We start from the raw sequence: 17,669 nt of genomic DNA, 5'->3' as shown, positions 1-17,669 counted from the left end.
CTGCCGCACCGGCCGCCAAAGCCGAAGCGGCACCTGCACCGGCGCCTGCCGCCGCGGCGCCCGCACCAAGCGGTGCCAAGGTGCACGCCGGCCCTGCCGTGCGTCAGCTGGCCCGTGAGTTCGGCGTCGAGCTGTCGGCCGTCGGCCCGAGCGGCCCGCACGGTCGCGTGCTGAAGGAAGACGTGCAGGCCTACGTCAAGGCCATGATGCAGAAAGCCAAGAATGCACCGGCCGAAGGCGCCACCGGCGGCGCGGGCATTCCGCCAATCCCGGCGGTGGACTTCAGCCGCTTCGGCGAAACCGAAGAAGTGGCGATGACCCGCCTGATGCAGATCGGTGCATCGAGCCTGCATCGCAGCTGGCTGAACATTCCCCACGTGACCCAGTTCGACCAGGCTGACATCACCGAGCTGGAAGCGTTCCGCGTTGCGCAGAAAGCCGTGGCGGAAAAGGCCGGCGTCAAGCTGACCGTGCTGCCGCTGCTGCTCAAGGCTTGCGCCCACTTGCTCAAGGAATTGCCGGACTTCAACAGTTCGCTGGCGCCAAGCGGCAAGGCCGTGATCCGCAAGAAGTACGTGCACATCGGCTTCGCCGTGGACACCCCGGAAGGCCTGCTGGTACCGGTCATCCGCAACGTCGACCAGAAGAGCCTGCTGCAATTGGCCGGTGAAGCCGCTGCCCTGGCCGAAAAGGCCCGGAACAAGAAGCTCACCGCGGACGACATGCAAGGCGCCTGCTTCACGATCTCCAGCCTCGGCCACATTGGCGGCACCGGCTTCACGCCGATCGTCAACGCGCCGGAAGTGGCGATCCTGGGTGTTTCCAAGGCCACCATCCAGCCAGTCTGGGACGGCAAGGCCTTCCAGCCGAAGCTGATGCTGCCATTGTCGCTGTCCTACGATCACCGTGTGATCAACGGCGCCGCCGCCGCGCGCTTCACCAAGCGCCTGAGCGACCTGCTGGGCGACATCCGCACCATCCTGCTGTAACACCGGCCGGCCCTCCCTGGGGAGGGCCTTCCGGCACGGTTTTCCGAGCGCCACGCTCGTACCTCAACCCCGTCCATCTGACGGGGCTTTTTTTTGCCTGGCATCCAGGGAGCGAACAGCGCCTGGCCTGCGGGAAAACTTTCCTACCCCTCCCTGCCTGAATGACTACATCGCCTATCAGTCATTGCCCACAACCTGCGCCCCCTCGCCGATCGATATTTCTTCCGCGCCGAGCCTTAGCATCGACACAGCACGCCACCTTGGCGCGCTCACCCACACTTTGAAAACGCTGCATTTCGAATGGATTCGAATATGTTCACACCTACCGTCGGCCCGATTGTTGGCCACACCACGACGGATCACGCGCGGATATTCCTGCGCGGTGATCACGACAACAGCCTGGTATTCGCCGGTGTTCGCTACCGACGCCAGGGTGACGAGGCTTGGTCCAAAGGTCATTTCGTCCAATTGAAGGCCTATCGCGACATGACCGATGTCATCGTGCTCAATGGCCTCGAAGCTGGCACCGCCTATGAATACCAGGCCGGCTGGTTCAGCCCGCTCAGCCCGACCCATACCGTGGAAAGCGTCCAGGAGCTGCCGCTGCAATGGCCCAGGACAACCTATCGCCTGCGCACGCCGGCCAGCGAGCCCGGCGTGCCGCGCGCCTATATCGTCGGCTCCTGCCGCTACCTGCGGATCACCGCCGGCGTACCTTCGCGGCCAGACCTCGGCGACCGCACCTTCGCCGGCATCAACCGCGTCATGGCCCGGGCGGACCCGCCGATCAATGCGGTCCTGATGACCGGCGACCAGGTCTACCTCGATGACTTGAACGTGGTCGCCCCGGACCGGGCCTACAAGGACGTTCTCTTCAAGTACCGCACGGCGTTCTCCCAGCCGCACATCCGGCAATTGATGGCGCACGCGCCCACCTACATGATCCTCGACGATCATGAAATCGAGGACAACTGGCCCGCCAACCGGTCCGGCAAGGATGACGTGCTCTACGCGAACGCCATGAGCGCCTATGCGCTTTACCAGGCCAGCCATGGCCCGGCCCATGAGCGCCTGGCCGACGGCACGCTGGATAGATCGCTGAAGCGCTATTGGTACCGGTTTGCCCACGGCGATGTCGGCTGGTTCGTCACCGACAGCCGTACCCAGCGCACCCTGTCGGCAGATGATCGGCGCCTGCTGGACGAGAAACAGGAACAGGCCCTGCTCGAATGGCTCGTCACCAGCCCCGCCCGGGTCAAGTTCGTGGTGACCAGCGTGATGTTCTACCCCGACAGCAAGCGCAATGACGGGGACGCCTGGCAGGCCTTCCCGGAACAGCGCCTGCGCCTGCTGGAAACCCTGCGCAAGCGGCGGATCAGGAACGTGATCTTCGTCTCGGGCGATGTCCATGGCTCCATGACCAGCCGCCTGCGCCACAGCGAGGACCCTGATTTTGAAGTCAACACCCTGGTGGCCTCGCCGTTCTGCAACAGCAAGTGGCTGCCCTACGCCAAGGCCGCGGATTTTATCTTCGACAGACCCATGGCCCGCACGGACGACGGCGCCTACCGTTACGAACTGACCAGCAATGTCGTCAGCCAGGATAACTTCGCGCACCTGGAGATCACGGCCCGGCACGTACAGGTCACGTTCCACGACCGTGACGGCAACCCCCTGCAGACCGTCGGGATCCCCTTGCGATGATGGACGGTGCCCTCTTGCATGGCCTCTGATCGGCCGTCGACTGGAGAAATCCCTCCGTCGGCCGATATAAGGTTTATAGCACTTGGCCTTCATGTCTCTTGTCAGCCAGTGCCGCAATGATGCAACCTTGCGGCAATCCGTAAGAACGAGGGCGTCAGCCCGGCGCGATCAGCATTTTCGAAGCGAGTTTCCCCATGAAAAGCCAACCCGATGCCGCCAGCCGTATGGCGGCCGAGGTAGTGACGCAGTTACCGGTGCCCTCGCGGCTCGGTATGCTGCGTTTCGAACGGCTGAATGAAGCAAGCTGGGCGCTGTTGTTCCTCGACCCCAATTGCGAACGCTACTTCGGCCTGCCGGCGGTGGAGCTTTGTTCCCTGGTCAGCGCGCCCTATGCCAGCCTGATGGAACCCGAAGCGCGCTACCAGTTGCACGACGCCATCCAGGCACAACTGGCCCAGGGCTCGCATTACCAGATCTGCTACACGCTGCACACCGCCAAGGGCCCGATGAACCTGCTGGAAACGGGCGAAGCCTACAAGCAGCACAACCGCCACCTGCTGCGCGGCTACCTGCTAGTGGTGGACAGCCGGCTGCAAAGCGAGCCTTCCCTGCCGGCGCTGGACCTGGAAACCCAGAACTCCCGCCTGCAGATCGCCCTGGAATTGAACCAGCGTGCCCAGCAAGAGCAACTCCAGCACCTGGACCGGGTGCGCGCCCAGCAGGACCTGATCCTGTTGCTGACCCGGCAACGCTACAGCGCCAACAACTCGCTGCTCGAAGCCGCCGAGCTCATCACCCGCAGCGCCTGCGACATCTACCAGATCGACTGCGCCAGCCTGTGGAACCTCGAAGACGGCAAACTGGTGCCGATCACCGCCTTCAACCGTGCTTCCCAGGCGCACTTCCTGCCGGCGGCCATCGACGCCAACGAGTACCCCAACTACATGGAGGCGTTGCAATCGTGCCGCGCCATCGACGCCCACAACGCCATGCGCGACCCGCGCACCCGAGAAATGGCCGAGAGCCTGCGCGCCCGCGACGTCAACGCGATCCTCGACGCCAGCGTGCGCATCGATGGCCAGGTGGTGGGCGTGCTGTGCCTGGAGCAGGTGGGCGTCACTCGCGCCTGGCAGTCCGACGAGATCGCCTTTGCCGGTGAGCTGGCGGACCAGTTCGCCCAGGTCATCAACAATCACAACCGACGCACCGCCACCAGCGCCCTGCACCTGTTCCAGCGGGCCGTGGAACAGAGCGCCAACGCGTTCCTGCTGGTCAATTGCGACGGTGTGGTGGAATACGTCAACCCGAGCTTCACGGCGATCACCCAGTACTCCACCGAGGAAGTCCATGGCCAGCGCCTGTCGGAACTGCCGGCCCTGGAGAACCTCAGCGAGTTGCTGTTCGACGCGCCCTCCGCCCTGGCCCAGAGCAACAGTTGGCAAGGCGAGTTCAAGAGCCGGCGCAAGAACCTGGAACCCTACTGGGGCCAGCTGTCGATTTCCAAGGTCTACGGCGACAACCGCGAACTGACCCATTACATCGGCATCTACGAAGACATTACCCAGACCAAGCTGGCCCAGCAGCGTATCGAGCGCCTGGCCTACACCGACAACCTGACCAACCTGGGCAACCGCCCGGCGTTCATCCGCAACCTCGATGAACGCTTCGCCCGGGACAGCGATACGCCCATCAGCCTGCTGTTGGTGGACATCGACAACTTCAAGCGCATCAACGACAGCCTCGGCCACCAGACTGGCGACAAGCTGCTGATCAGCCTGGCCCGGCGCCTGCGCAACAGCCTGAGCCCCAGCGGCAGCCTGGCGCGCTTCGCCAGCAACGAGTTCGCCGTGCTGCTGGACGACACCGACCTGGAAGCCGGGCAGCAAGTCGCCAGCCAGTTGCTGATGACCCTCGACAAGCCGATGTTCGTGGACAACCAGTTGATCAGCGTGACCGGCTCCGTGGGCCTGGCCTGCGCGCCGTTGCACGGGCGCGATCCCCAGACCCTGATGCGCAACGCCGGCCTCGCCCTGCACAAGGCCAAGGCCAACGGCAAGCACCAGGTGCAGATCTTCACCGAGGCCTTGAATGCCGAGGCCAGCTACAAGCTGTTCGTGGAAAACAACCTGCGCCGCGCCCTGACCCAGAACGAGCTGGACGTGTTCTACCAGCCCAAGCTGTGCCTGCGCAGCGGACGCCTCTTGGGCATGGAAGCGCTGCTGCGCTGGAACCATCCCGAAAAAGGCATGATCCGTCCCGACCAGTTCATCAGCGTGGCCGAGGAAACCGGCCTGATCATCCCCATCGGCAAGTGGATCGCCCGCCAGGCCTGCCGCATGAGCAAGCAATTGACCGCCGCCGGCCTGGGCAACCTGCAGGTGGCGATCAACCTGTCGCCCAAGCAGTTCTCCGACCCGGACCTGGTCGCCTCCATCGCCAGCATCCTCAAGGAAGAGCAACTGCCGGCCCGGCTGCTGGAACTGGAGCTGACCGAAGGCCTGCTGCTGGAAGCCACCGAAGACACCCACCTGCAACTCGACCAACTCAAGCGCCTGGGCCTGACCCTGGCGATGGATGACTTCGGCACCGGCTATTCATCCCTGAGCTACCTGAAGAAATTCCCGATCGACATCATCAAGATCGATCGCAGCTTCATCCATGAAATCCCGGACAACCAGGACGACATGGAAATCACCTCGGCGGTGATCGCCATGGCCCACAACCTGAAGCTCAAGGTCGTGGCCGAAGGCATCGAGACCGCCCAGCAACTGACCTTCCTGCGCCGTCACCGGTGCGACGTCGGCCAGGGCTACCTGTTCGACCGGCCGATCCCCGGCGCCGAGCTGATCGAAACGCTCAAGCGCTACCCACGCGGACCAATTGACTGACAGCGCTGTAACACTCGGGCACACTGACAGTCTTATTGCGTGAACTCGCTCAACTCAATCTGACTGAGAGGACTGATGATGGTCTTGCGCTCGGAAATCCTGGTGAACAAAAACGTGCTCCCTACTCAAGAACAAGCCCTGCCTGGCCGCGAAACCCCGATCAAGGTACCGGACGAACACTTCGTCAACGGCAACCCGCTGCTCGGCCCCTTCCCGGGCAACGTCGAATTCGCCATCTTCGGCCTGGGCTGCTTCTGGGGCGCGGAACGCCGCTTCTGGCAACGTGAAGGCGTCTACAGCACCTCGGTGGGCTACGCCGGCGGCTTTACCCCCAACCCGACCTACGAAGAAGTCTGCTCGGGCCTGACCGGCCACAGCGAAGTGGTGCTGGTGGTCTACGAGCCGGAGAAGGTCAGCTACGAAGCGCTGCTGGCGATGTTCTGGGAACTGCATAACCCGACCCAGGGCATGCGTCAGGGCAACGACATCGGCACCCAGTACCGCTCGGTGATCTACTGCACCACGCCTGAGCAACTGGAAGCGGCCAAGAAGAGCAAGGACGTGTTCCAGGCGGAACTGGGCAAGGCTGGCCTGGGTGCCATCACCACCGAGATCGCCGAAGCGCCGACGTTCTACTACGCCGAGGCGTACCACCAGCAATACCTGGCCAAGAATCCCGAGGGGTACTGCGGGATCGGTGGGACAGGCGTCTGCATGCCGCCGAGCCTCGCGGGCAACTGAGCCCGGCACCTCGCGCACAGGGAAGACGATGCCCGTTCATCGCCTTTCCCTGCCCGGCGCGCAAACTTGATCTATAGAATACATATTGATACTTTTGGCTCTACAGACCCAGAAGGTATTTGCTATGACCCCTGCTCTTTCAGCTTCAGCCCCAGCCTTGACCAAGGACCAGTGCGTCACCGGTCTTCGGGCCGTGCTGGGCATCCTCGAAAAATGGCAGGCATCCGGTGACCAGGCCTGTCGCATCCTGCGCATCTCCCGCAGCACCTACACACGGGCCAAGCAGCGCGAGACCGACTGGTCCGTCAGCCTGGACTCGGACCAAATGCAACGCATCAGCCTGGTGCTGAATATCCACGCCGCCCTGCGCCTTATCTTCGACAACCCGGACAACGTCTACGGCTTCGTGGCGATGCCGAACCAGAACGAGTTTTTCAATGGACACGCCCCGCTGGAGATCATGGCCCGGGGCGACATGATTTCCCTCTACGAGACGTTTCGCAGGATCGATGCGTTGCGAGGCGCGCAATGGTGACGGCAGATGAACTGCCCGTACTGCCCGGCGAGCACCTGACGGCTCACCGGCTGGTGAACTCCAAGTTCCCCCCCATTGCGTTGTTCGACGACGTGGCCGATGCGGATGAATTCGACGTCCTGTACCAGATCCAGGCCCTGACCAATCCGAGGTTGCAAAACGAAGTGGGCCGACTGGAATTGATCGCCCGCCGGGAAATTCCCTTCGGCATTCCGGGCTGCGCCTACGCAACGGCGCCGTTCACCCACGTCAACCCCGCCGGGTCCCGCTTCAGCGACGGCAGCTTTGGCGTGCTGTACCTGGCCGACACCGCGGAAACCGCGCTGGCCGAAGTGCAATACCATCAGAATCACTACTGGTCGAAGGTGCAAGGCCTCAACTATGAACGCTTTGTCTTCCGGGAGCTGTCCTGCCACTTCACGGAGGCGGCGATGAAAAACGCCCTGGTCGTCCCCCTGGCAGATCCCATCTATGACCCCGACGACTACAGCCAGGCCCACCGGCTGGGCAAGGCCATCAGGGCCGAGGGATGCCCGGGGCTGCGCTACCGATCCGTGCGCAATCCCGGCAGCCATTGCTGGGCACTGATGACCCCACGCCCGGTGTCATCGATCCTTCAAGCCGCGCATTACGAGATGATCTGGAACGGCAGGATCACCAGCGTCAACCAGATCACCGGGGCCTGAGAAAACTTCGCGAGCAGGCTCGCTCCCACACGGCCGCCTATCCTGTGGGAGCGAGCTTGCTCGCGAAAGCGCCCTGCCAGGCGCCTCCAGGGCACGACTCAACGCTCGGCGATCAACCAATCCATCTGCCAACCACCCTGGGTCTGCCCGAGCTTCTTCGACAGCCATGGCAGCAACTCGCGCAATTCTTCCTCCAGGCCCCACGGCGGATTGGCGATCGCCAGGCCGGAGCCGTTCAGGCTGTTGGGGGTGGCAAGCGGGTGTACCAGCAACTCCACGCGCAGCAGCTTTGGCGCACCGGTCCCGGCCAGGTCCTGGTAGAAACGGCGCAGCAGGCGCTGGTCCTTCACCGGGTACCAGATCGCCGCCACTGTCTGGCGCATCCGGCCAATGGCTTCCTTGAGGGAGGCGGCGCAGCGCTGCATCTCGTCAAGCTGTTCGAAGGGCGGGTCGATCAACATCAGGGCGCGCTTTTCCGCGACCGGCAGCAACGCCCGGGGCACGTGCCATCCTTCCCCCAGGTGCACCGCCACGCGACGGTCGCCCTTCATGTTGTCCTTGAGCAGCACGCCGTCTTCGGGGTGTTTCTCGTTGAGTAACACGCGGTCCTGCCCACGGGTCAGGCGCCGCGCCAGTTCCGGCGAGCCCGGGTAGTAGCGCAACTGCCCGTCCGGGTTCATGTCGCGCAGGACTTTCATGTAGTCGGCGGTCAGCGGTGGCAGGTCATCCTGGCCCCACAGACGCGCGATGCCTTCCAGGTATTCACCAGTGCGATTGGCCTGGTCGCCCTGCAAGTCGTACAGCCCGATGCCGGCGTGGGTGTCGAGGTAGGCGAAGGGTTGCTCCTTGCGCGACATCAGGGCGATGAGGCGGGTCAAGGTCAGGTGTTTGAACACGTCGGCGTGATTGCCGGCGTGGTAGGCATGGCGATAATTCATGGCGGCTCCTGCGAAGGGCGACGAGTTTACCTTGAAGTGCGTCGAACGTCAGGGTTCGCAGCCGAGTGGACGGGCTCCCACCTCCAGCGCCAGGTAGTCCAGCAATGCCACCTTCAGTGGCTGGCCGGGCGCCTTGAGGAAATGCGCCACCTTGCGCCGCAGGATGCGCTCGTCGACCTGCTCGACCAGGTGAGGATGCGTTTCGTCCAACCACCTGAGCAGGTTATCCAGCAGGCATTGCGTCGACTCGTCCGCCAGTGACTCCAGCACCTCCCCGGGTACTGTCCACCACGGAAACACCGGGGCTTCGCGCCGGGCATTGCCCTGGAGCGACAGCGACTGGCCATTGATCAGGCAGCGGCTGAATATCGGCAACAGCTGGCCCGCATCGACGTGGGCCGATTGCAGGATCGGCCGCACGAAGCGCCCATCCCAGAAGCGAAAAAATACCGCCTTGCCGCCGGGCAACAGCACTTGGGTCAGGCCCCGCAGGTGTTCGACAACGGTTTGCTGGCTGACGGAAGCCACCGCCAGCCAGCCCCAGTCGAGCGCTTCGGTGCTCGCAATCCAATCAAGAAACTCGCTGTCCGGGGTGACAAGCCCCACATAGGGCATGACCGATTCCCACTCGGCGTAAGGCGTCGTCGCCCAGATCGGACTCGCCGGTGCGCTCATCGAACGCTTCCAGGCGGACATCGGCGCCGCGCCACTGGCGTTGCTGACAATGGCGAAAAGCTGTTCGCAAGCCTGTAACGGATGGTCCTGGAGCCAGGCGCGAGGTGTCATGGGCGCACCGGAAAAGCCATGGGCGAATGGAGGCCCGGCGGGAGGCTGCAAACGCCCATCCGGCAACGCTCGCATTCCTCGCAGAACGGCGCCTGGCCTTGCAGGCTCAGGACCTGTGCGTGGGTCAGTCGAGAAGCCGCGATGGCGAGCGGATTCCCAGGGGCGTCGGGCGCACCCGCAGCCGCCATGACAGCCGCTGGCGCACCGCCCACCTCGATGGGCACGCTGCTGAAGATCCCGCCCGCGCCGAGGGTGATCCAGTGCCCACCGGCCTGGATCGTCGCACTGACGCCGGCGTCCAGCACCACCTGCTGGCCGGCGCCGACATGGTAGTGCTGGCTGGCGCCGAGGGCCTGGCTGGTGACCTGGATATGCCGTTCGCCGACCACCCGCAAGTGATCGTCCCGACCCACTTCAACCTGGCGCCGACCCTGGGTCATGCGCAGCTCATCAGCCTTGAGCTCGTGCCGCGCCGTGCCCGTGACCACGACGCTGCGCTCGTGATCGACTTGCACCCGCTGGTCATGCAACACGTGCTGGGTCCAATCGCGCTGGGCCCGCAGATAGATCTCCTCGGCGCCCTTGCGGTCTTCGATGCGCAACTCGTTATAGCCAGCGCCACCCGGGCTGCTTTGGCTGCGCAAGATGCTGCGGGTCTTGTCTGCTGGCAGGTCCAGTGGCGGCGGGTTGGCGCCATTGGGCAGGCACCCCGTCACCACCGGCTTGTCCACGTCGCCATCGATGAACCCCACCAGCACTTCCGTGCCAACCCGGGGAATCATCACCGCGCCATAGCGATCATGGGCCCAGCCGGAAGCCACCCGCAGCCAGCAACTGGCATGTTCATCATGCTGGCCGTCGCGGTCCCAGGCCAATTGCACCTTGACCCGACCGAACTCGTCGCAATGGATTTCGCTGTCCGCCGGCCCGGTCACCACCGCTGACTGGTAACCGTGGGCCCGCGGTTTTTCCTGCAACAGAGGCGGACGGTAGGGCACATCCCAGGGCGTGGCCTGGAACGTATTGCTGTAGCCCTGGAAATCATCCGCGCCGTCACCGGCCGTTTCCTCCAGCACCTGGGGCTGGCGGCCGTGGTGAGTAATGGCCGTGACCAGCCAGAGATCGTTCCACTGCGTACGAGGATGCCCCTGGATGTGCAGGAAATGTCCGCTGGCGAGGGCTCGCTGGTCGCTGCGCCCTTCGGCCAGCTGGTAGTCGGCGCCGTGGCGTTCGAGTGCGCACCGGGCCAGGTGTCGGCCGTGCTCGCGATCGGAGAACTGGCCGGGGTAGCGATAGTCTTCCAGCGCCGGCGGCCGCTGGGCGTCGAGGTCGACCTGCAACAGCAGCCCGGGCTTGCGAAAGTCATGGTCGCGCAGCGTGACGGCGGTGGTCCGGGCTTCGAGCCGCACCGCCAGGCGCGTGATCGCCGGCTCGCCGGCCGCCATGCCATCGCCCGGCAGATAAGCCGTCGACCCAGGTAAACGGGGAAACGCCGTCTGGTCGTCGCCAAACACCAGCAAATGGCCGCCGGGGCTGTGCCGGAAGTGGTAATGGATGCCCGCCTCGGCGCAGAGCCGCTCGATGAAGGCCAGGTCGCTCTCGGCATACTGCACGCAATACTCGCGCTCGGGGTATTGCCCACCGAGGCTGAACTGGAACGCGTCGCCCTGGATGCCATGGTCGCCAAGGATCCGGGCAATGATCGCGGGCACGCTCAGGTGCTGGAAAATCCGCTGGTTGAGGCGATGACGCAGGTAAGCGAGGCGCGGCACCAAGGTCATTCGGTAACGGGTAAGGCGCTGGCCCGAATCGCCCTGGGCCACGCTGTAGACCTGGCCATGGAGGCCCCGGCCGCGATCATCGAACGCCAGGTAGGCCTGGCGATGCAGGAGTTCTTCCAATGCCAGGTCAGGCCGCTCGCCGACCAGCTCCAGGTCAACGCGATAGGGCTGGCTAATGGCTTCCTTGCCCTTGAATTCGAGCACCTTGAGCTCATGGCGCGCGCCGTCGAGGGTCAGGGTGAAACGGGCTGAGTGGGCAGGCGGGAACATCCGATGTGCCTCTGTTGAAGGGAGGCTGGCGATTCTGCACGAGCCATCGGGGGAACAGCCGCCTCACCCGGAAAAACAGATTTGCCCTACGACCAGGACGCAAAAGAGGCCGCGAGACAAACAGGATTTTCCGACAGACATTCAACCCGACATAAAAAAAACGGCCCGCCTCCACAGGAGACGAGCCGTTCTCGCAAACCCTTGGCGAGCCATCAAGGCCTCGCCGGGCGGCTTACTGGTTCAGGCGGAAATCCTTCTCGGCCGCTTCGAAGCGCTGCAGCATACCGGTGGTAGGCGCGCCCATCTTGCTGACGAAATAGATGGCCAGGCTGGCGAAGATGAAGCCCGGGATGATTTCGTACAGGCCCAGCAGTTCGAAGTGTTTCCAGACGATCACGGTGATCGCGCCCACCAGGATGCCGGCCAACGCGCCGTTGCGGGTCATGTGCTTCCAAATTACCGAGATCAGCACGACAGGACCGAACGCGGCACCGAAACCGGCCCAGGCGTAGCTCACCAGGCCCAGTACACGGTTGTTCGGGTTGGCAGCCAGGGCAATGGCGACCAATGCCACTAACAGCACCATGGCGCGGCCGACCCAGACCAGTTCCCGCTGCGAGGCGCCTTTACGCAGGAACGTCTTGTAGAAGTCTTCGGTCAGGGCGCTGGAGCACACCAGCAACTGGCAGCTCAGGGTGCTCATGACCGCCGCCAGGATCGCCGACAACAGCACGCCGGCAATCCATGGGTTGAACAGCAGCTTGGCCAGTTCGATGAACACACGTTCATGGTTCTCGGTCACCGGGCCGGCCACTTCAGGGTGCGCCGAGAAATAGGCGATGCCGAAGAAACCGACGGCCACGGTGCCGCCCAGGCACAGGATCATCCAGGTCATGGAGATACGGCGGGCGTTGGCGATCGACTTGACCGAATCGGCGGCCATGAAGCGCGCCAGGATGTGCGGCTGGCCGAAGTAGCCCAGGCCCCAGCCCATCAGCGAGATGATGCCGATGAAGGTGGTGTTCTTGAGCATGTCGAAGGCCGCAGGATCTTTCGCCTCGATGGCCAGGAACGTGGTGTCCACGCCGCCGGTGGCCAGCAGCACGATGATCGGCGTCAGGATCAGCGCGAAGATCATCAGGGTGGCCTGGACGGTATCGGTCCAGCTCACGGCCAGGAAACCGCCGACGAAGGTGTAGGCAATGGTCGCGGCAGCGCCGGCCCACAGCGCAGTCTCGTAGGACATGCCGAAGGTGCTTTCGAACAGACGGGCGCCTGCCACGATGCCGGAGGCGCAGTAGATGGTGAAGAACACCAGGATGACCACGGCGGAAATGATCCGCAGCAGGCCGCTCTTGTCTTCGAAGCGACTGGCGAAGTAGTCCGGCAGCGTCAGTGCGTCACCGTTGTGCTCGGTCTGCACCCGCAGGCGACCGGCCACGAACAGCCAGTTCAGGTAGGCACCGACGATCAGGCCAATGGCGATCCAGCTTTCCGACAGGCCGGACATGTAGATGGCGCCCGGCAGGCCCATCAACAACCAACCGCTCATGTCGGAGGCACCGGCGGACAAGGCCGTGACCACGCTGCCCAGGCTGCGACCGCCCAGGATGTAGTCGGAAAGGTTGTTGGTGGAGCGGTAAGCCATCAGGCCGATCAGGACCATGGCTGCGATGTAGATCACGAAAGTGATCAGGGTAGGATTACTAACACTCATGAGTTACGCCCTGGCTTTGTTTTTATGGTGCGGTGGCAGATACCTGCGTCGACTACACAGACGGTGTGGTGACGACGGGCAGGCCCGCGAATGTATGACCGATGTTTCCCCAGGAAAGCCACCGGCCGATGCCCCCGGTTAAACCGGTTGCACCTTGGCCGCGAATGCTATTCAACAAACGAAATGAGGTGCAACCAGTTTCGTTCGAATAAGTTGCACCTGATCGGTTTTATCGGCAAAACCCGCGAATTTGCTCCGTTTTAGTGCATAAAAGTGTGTCGCACCTCAACTTCCGGCACCAATAAGGTGCAGCACCGACAGACCAACGATTGTTTCCTGATGAGCTGCCGAGTATTTCATCCAAAAAAGGGTTGCACCCGGTTGCACCTCATTCGGCGCACGGCTAATCTTGCCGCCAGCTGATGCCACGCCTACGTGGTAAACATGAGGATAAAAATATGGCTACCACCACCCTCGGGGTCAAACTCGACGACCCGACCCGCGAACGCCTCAAGGCCGCCGCAACCTCGATTGATCGCACACCTCACTGGCTGATCAAGCAGGCAATTTTCAATTACCTGGAAAAACTCGAGGGTGGTGCAACCCTGACCGAGCTGAACGGTTCGACCCGCGCCGACGGCGACGACGCCGGCGAAGTCCAGGCCGATCACGCCCACCAGTGCTTCCTGGAATTTGCCGAGAGCATCCTGCCGCAATCGGTGCTGCGCGCCTCCATCACCGCCGCCTACCGTCGCCCCGAGCCGGAAGTGGTGCCGATGCTGATCGAGCAGGCTCGCCTGCCTGCGCAAATGGCCGAGGCCACCAACAAGCTGGCTGCCTCGATCGCCGAGAAATTACGCAACCAGAAAAGCGCCGGCGGCCGTGCCGGGATCGTTCAGGGCTTGCTGCAGGAATTTTCCCTGTCGTCCCAGGAAGGCGTCGCGCTGATGTGCCTGGCCGAAGCCCTGTTGCGGATTCCGGACAAAGGCACCCGCGACGCGTTGATCCGCGACAAGATCAGCACCGGCAACTGGCAGCCGCACCTGGGTAACAGCCCATCGCTGTTCGTCAACGCGGCTACCTGGGGCCTGTTGCTGACCGGCAAGCTGGTGGCTACCCATAATGAAGCCGGCCTGACGTCATCCCTGAGCCGCATCATCGGCAAAAGCGGCGAGCCGATGATCCGCAAGGGCGTCGACATGGCCATGCGCCTGATGGGCGAGCAGTTCGTCACCGGCGAGACCATCGCCGAAGCCCTGGCCAATGCCAACAAATTCGAGACCAAGGGCTTCCGCTATTCCTACGACATGCTGGGTGAAGCCGCGCTCACCGAGCACGACGCCCAGAAGTACCTGGCCTCGTACGAACAAGCCATCCATTCGATCGGCAAGGCCTCCCACGGACGTGGGATCTATGAAGGCCCGGGCATCTCCATCAAGCTCTCCGCCCTGCACCCGCGCTACAGCCGCGCCCAGTACGAGCGCGTCATGGACGAGCTGTATCCGCGCCTGCTGTCGCTGACCCTGCTGGCCAAGCAATACGACATCGGCCTGAACATCGACGCCGAGGAAGCCGACCGCCTGGAGCTGTCCCTCGACCTGCTCGAACGCCTGTGCTTCGAGCCGCAACTGACCGGCTGGAACGGCATCGGTTTCGTGATCCAGGCGTACCAGAAGCGCTGCCCGTACGTGATCGACTACGTCATCGACCTGGCCCGCCGCAGCCGTCACCGCCTGATGATCCGCCTGGTGAAGGGCGCCTACTGGGACAGCGAGATCAAGCGCGCCCAGGTTGAAGGCCTGGAAGGCTACCCGGTGTATACCCGCAAGGTGTACACCGACGTTTCCTACATCGCCTGCGCCCGCAAGCTGCTGTCGGTACCGGAAGTCATCTACCCGCAATTCGCCACCCACAACGCCCATACGCTGTCGGCCATCTACCACATCGCCGGACAGAACTATTACCCGGGCCAGTATGAGTTCCAGTGCCTGCACGGTATGGGTGAACCGCTGTACGAACAGGTTGTAGGCAAGGTTTCCGAAGGCAAGCTGAACCGTCCGTGCCGCGTGTACGCACCAGTCGGCACCCACGAGACACTGCTGGCCTACCTGGTGCGTCGCCTGCTGGAAAACGGCGCCAACACCTCGTTCGTCAACCGCATCGCCGACCAGTCCATTTCGATCCAGGAACTGGTGGCGGACCCGGTCGCCAGTATCGAACAGATGGCGACCCTGGAAGGTGGTTTCGGCCTGCCGCACCCGCGCATTCCCCTGCCACGCGACCTGTACGGCAGCGAGCGCGCCAACTCCAGCGGCATCGACATGGCCAACGAGCATCGCCTGGCTTCGCTGTCCTGCGCGCTGCTGGCCACCGCGCATAACGATTGGAAGGCCGCGCCGATGCTCGGTTGCGCCGCCAGCGAGGAAACCCCGGCAGCGGTGCTGAACCCGTCCGATCATCGCGACGTGGTCGGCCATGTCCAGGAAGCCACCGTTGCCGATGTCGACAACGCCATCCAGTGCGCCCTCAATGCCGCGCCGATCTGGCAGGCCACGCCGCCGGCCGAACGCGCCGCGATCCTCGAACGTGCCGCCGATCTGATGGAAGGCGAGATCCAGCCGCTGATGGGCCTGCTGGCCCGCGAAGCCGGCAAGACCTTCGCCAACGCCATCGCCGAAGTGCGTGAAGCGGTGGACTTCCTGCGCTACTACGCGGTGCAGGCGCGCAACGACTTCACCAACGATGCCCACCGCCCATTGGGCCCGGTGGTCTGCATCAGCCCGTGGAACTTCCCCCTGGCCATTTTCAGTGGCCAAGTGGCGGCCGCGCTGGCCGCCGGCAACCCGGTCCTGGCCAAGCCTGCCGAACAGACTCCATTGGTAGCGGCACAGGCTGTGCGCCTGATGCTCGAAGCCGGCATCCCCGAAGGCGTCCTGCAACTGCTGCCGGGCCGCGGTGAAACCGTCGGTGCCCGCCTGGTGGGTGACGAGCGGGTCAAAGGCGTGATGTTCACTGGCTCCACCGAAGTCGCCCGCCTGCTGCAACGCAACATCGCCGGTCGCCTGGACAGCCAGGGTCGTCCGATTCCACTGATCGCCGAAACCGGTGGCCAGAACGCCATGATCGTCGATTCCTCGGCGCTGACCGAACAAGTGGTCATCGACGTGGTGTCCTCGGCCTTCGACAGCGCCGGCCAGCGTTGCTCGGCCCTGCGGGTCCTGTGCCTGCAGGAAGATTCCGCCGACCGCGTCATCGAAATGCTCAAGGGTGCCATGGCTGAATCGCGCCTCGGCAACCCCGAGCGCCTGTCGGTGGACATCGGCCCGGTGATCGATGCCGAAGCCAAGGCCGGCATCGAGAAACACATCCAGGCCATGCGCGACAAAGGCCGCACGGTGTACCAGATGGCGATCGCCGACAGCGAAGAATGCAAGCGCGGCACCTTTGTGATGCCAACCTTGATCGAGCTGGAAAGCTTCGACGAATTGCAGCGCGAGATCTTCGGTCCGGTTCTGCACGTGGTGCGCTACAAGCGCAAGGAACTGGATCAGTTGATCAACCAGATCAACGCCTCCGGCTATGGCCTGACCCTGGGCGTGCACACCCGCATCGACGAAACCATCGCCAAGGTGATCGACAACGTCCATGCCGGTAACGTCTACGTGAACCGCAACATCGTCGGTGCCGTGGTCGGCGTGCAGCCGTTCGGCGGCGAAGGCTTGTCGGGCACGGGGCCGAAGGCCGGTGGTCCGCTGTACCTGTACCGCCTGCTGTCGACCCGTCCTACCGACGCGATCCAACAGTCCTTCGCCCGCGGCGACGCCCTCAATGCGCCGGACCTGCGCCTGCGCGACGCCATGAGCAAACCGCTGACCGCCCTGCAAGCCTGGGCCGACAGCCACAAGCTCGCCGAGCTGAGCGCCCTGTGCGTGCAGTTCGCGGCCCAATCGCAAAGCGGCATCACCCGCCAGCTGACCGGCCCGACCGGCGAACGCAACAGCTACGCGATCCTGCCGCGCGAACACGTGCTGTGCCTGGCCGATGTGGAAGGCGACCTGCTGACTCAACTGGCGGCCGTGCTGGCCGTGGGCGGCTCGGCGGTGTGGCCGGAAACCGACACCAGCAAGGCCTTGTTCGCACGCTTGCCGAAGGATATCCAGTCGCGCATCCAGCGGGTTTCCGACTGGACCAAAGACGAGGTGGTATTCGACGCGGTCCTGCACCATGGCGATTCTGACCAACTGCGTGGCGTGTGCCAGCAAGTGGCCAAGCGTGCCGGCGCCATCGTCGGGGTCCATGGCCTGTCGCAAGGCGAAACCGGCATCGCGCTGGAACGCTTGGTGATCGAGCGGGCGTTGAGCGTCAACACCGCCGCAGCGGGCGGCAACGCCAGCCTGATGACCATCGGGTAAAGGCAGCTGCAAGCTGTTAGCTACAAGCTGCAAGTAAAAGCGGGTGCCCTGCTCCTGCTTGTAGCTTGTAGCTTGTAGCTTGTAGCTTGTAGCTTGTAGCTTGTAGCTTGTAGCTTGTAGCTTGTAGCTTGTAGCTTGTAGCTGACAACTTGTACCGCTCCATCATCCCCATCAATCATCCTGTTCAGCCTTTATCAGCGCGCCTAGACTCGGCCCATTCCA

The 17,669-nt window shown here is 63.6% G+C and carries 11 protein-coding genes; 7 read left to right on the top strand and 4 right to left on the bottom strand.

Features of this window, described 5'->3' with window-relative positions; all coding sequences use genetic code 11:
* The 6 genes from Q6A48_RS13680 to Q6A48_RS13655 form a co-directional block, all read left to right on the top strand.
* On the top strand, positions 1-989 hold a 989-nt coding region (locus tag Q6A48_RS13680; protein ID WP_304554634.1), incomplete at its 5' end, for a 2-oxo acid dehydrogenase subunit E2.
* 312 nt (positions 990-1,301) lie between these two features.
* Entirely contained in the window at positions 1,302-2,693 is a 1,392-nt protein-coding gene (locus tag Q6A48_RS13675; RefSeq protein ID WP_304554633.1) for an alkaline phosphatase D family protein, read from the top strand.
* Between the two features lie 194 nt (positions 2,694-2,887).
* Positions 2,888-5,581, top strand: coding sequence for a putative bifunctional diguanylate cyclase/phosphodiesterase (locus tag Q6A48_RS13670; protein ID WP_304554632.1), 2,694 nt, complete (start codon positions 2,888-2,890; stop codon positions 5,579-5,581).
* Positions 5,582-5,659: 78 nt separating this feature from the next.
* Positions 5,660-6,322, top strand: coding sequence for a peptide-methionine (S)-S-oxide reductase MsrA (msrA, locus tag Q6A48_RS13665; protein WP_304554639.1), 663 nt, complete (start codon positions 5,660-5,662; stop codon positions 6,320-6,322).
* 124 nt (positions 6,323-6,446) lie between these two features.
* Positions 6,447-6,857, top strand: coding sequence for an antitoxin Xre-like helix-turn-helix domain-containing protein (locus Q6A48_RS13660; protein ID WP_304554631.1), 411 nt, complete (start codon positions 6,447-6,449; stop codon positions 6,855-6,857).
* The gene (locus tag Q6A48_RS13655) at positions 6,851-7,543 is read left to right on the top strand and encodes an RES family NAD+ phosphorylase (RefSeq protein ID WP_304554630.1); all 693 of its coding nucleotides are present in this window, start codon (positions 6,851-6,853) and stop codon (positions 7,541-7,543) included. Before Q6A48_RS13660 ends, Q6A48_RS13655 begins: the two co-directional genes overlap by 7 nt.
* 98 nt (positions 7,544-7,641) lie before the next feature.
* Here the strand turns inward: Q6A48_RS13655 and Q6A48_RS13650 are convergent, their stop codons facing one another.
* The 4 genes from Q6A48_RS13650 to putP form a co-directional block, all read right to left on the bottom strand.
* Positions 7,642-8,481: a 23S rRNA (adenine(2030)-N(6))-methyltransferase RlmJ gene (locus tag Q6A48_RS13650; protein WP_304554629.1), complete on the bottom strand. Its 840-nt coding sequence runs from the start codon at positions 8,479-8,481 to the stop codon at positions 7,642-7,644.
* A 48-nt stretch (positions 8,482-8,529) separates the two neighbouring features.
* Entirely contained in the window at positions 8,530-9,267 is a 738-nt protein-coding gene (locus tag Q6A48_RS13645) for a DUF4123 domain-containing protein (RefSeq protein ID WP_304554628.1), read from the bottom strand.
* Positions 9,264-11,318 (bottom strand): type VI secretion system Vgr family protein, encoded by a 2,055-nt coding sequence (locus Q6A48_RS13640; RefSeq protein WP_304554627.1) that lies wholly within the window; start codon positions 11,316-11,318, stop codon positions 9,264-9,266. Before Q6A48_RS13640 ends, Q6A48_RS13645 begins: the two co-directional genes overlap by 4 nt.
* 232 nt (positions 11,319-11,550) lie before the next feature.
* The gene (gene putP, locus Q6A48_RS13635; RefSeq protein WP_304554626.1) at positions 11,551-13,035 is read right to left on the bottom strand and encodes a sodium/proline symporter PutP; all 1,485 of its coding nucleotides are present in this window, start codon (positions 13,033-13,035) and stop codon (positions 11,551-11,553) included.
* A 458-nt stretch (positions 13,036-13,493) separates the two neighbouring features.
* On the opposite strand from putP, the gene putA reads away from it, so the two are divergent.
* Positions 13,494-17,447, top strand: coding sequence for a trifunctional transcriptional regulator/proline dehydrogenase/L-glutamate gamma-semialdehyde dehydrogenase (gene putA, locus Q6A48_RS13630; RefSeq protein WP_304554625.1), 3,954 nt, complete (start codon positions 13,494-13,496; stop codon positions 17,445-17,447).
* The last annotated feature ends 222 nt before the right edge of the window (positions 17,448-17,669 follow it).

Source organism: Pseudomonas citrullilanati (assembly GCF_030580855.1).
GTDB classification, from domain to species: domain Bacteria; phylum Pseudomonadota; class Gammaproteobacteria; order Pseudomonadales; family Pseudomonadaceae; genus Aquipseudomonas; species Aquipseudomonas citrulli.
Note: the sequence above shows the minus strand (reverse complement) of the source record. Positions and strands in the feature narration are given on the sequence as shown.

Excerpts from the sequence above, each read along its gene's own strand:
- Q6A48_RS13660 (WP_304554631.1), top strand. The coding sequence starts at position 6,447 with ATGACCCCTGCTCTTTCAGCTTCAGCCCCAGCCTTGACCAAGGACCAG.
- Q6A48_RS13640 (WP_304554627.1), bottom strand. The coding sequence starts at position 11,318 with ATGTTCCCGCCTGCCCACTCAGCCCGTTTCACCCTGACCCTCGACGGC.
- putP (WP_304554626.1), bottom strand. The coding sequence starts at position 13,035 with ATGAGTGTTAGTAATCCTACCCTGATCACTTTCGTGATCTACATCGCA.
- Q6A48_RS13670 (WP_304554632.1), top strand. The coding sequence starts at position 2,888 with ATGAAAAGCCAACCCGATGCCGCCAGCCGTATGGCGGCCGAGGTAGTG.
- Q6A48_RS13645 (WP_304554628.1), bottom strand. The coding sequence starts at position 9,267 with ATGACACCTCGCGCCTGGCTCCAGGACCATCCGTTACAGGCTTGCGAA.
- msrA (WP_304554639.1), top strand. The coding sequence starts at position 5,660 with ATGGTCTTGCGCTCGGAAATCCTGGTGAACAAAAACGTGCTCCCTACT.
- Q6A48_RS13675 (WP_304554633.1), top strand. The coding sequence starts at position 1,302 with ATGTTCACACCTACCGTCGGCCCGATTGTTGGCCACACCACGACGGAT.
- Q6A48_RS13650 (WP_304554629.1), bottom strand. The coding sequence starts at position 8,481 with ATGAATTATCGCCATGCCTACCACGCCGGCAATCACGCCGACGTGTTC.
- Q6A48_RS13655 (WP_304554630.1), top strand. The coding sequence starts at position 6,851 with ATGGTGACGGCAGATGAACTGCCCGTACTGCCCGGCGAGCACCTGACG.
- putA (WP_304554625.1), top strand. The coding sequence starts at position 13,494 with ATGGCTACCACCACCCTCGGGGTCAAACTCGACGACCCGACCCGCGAA.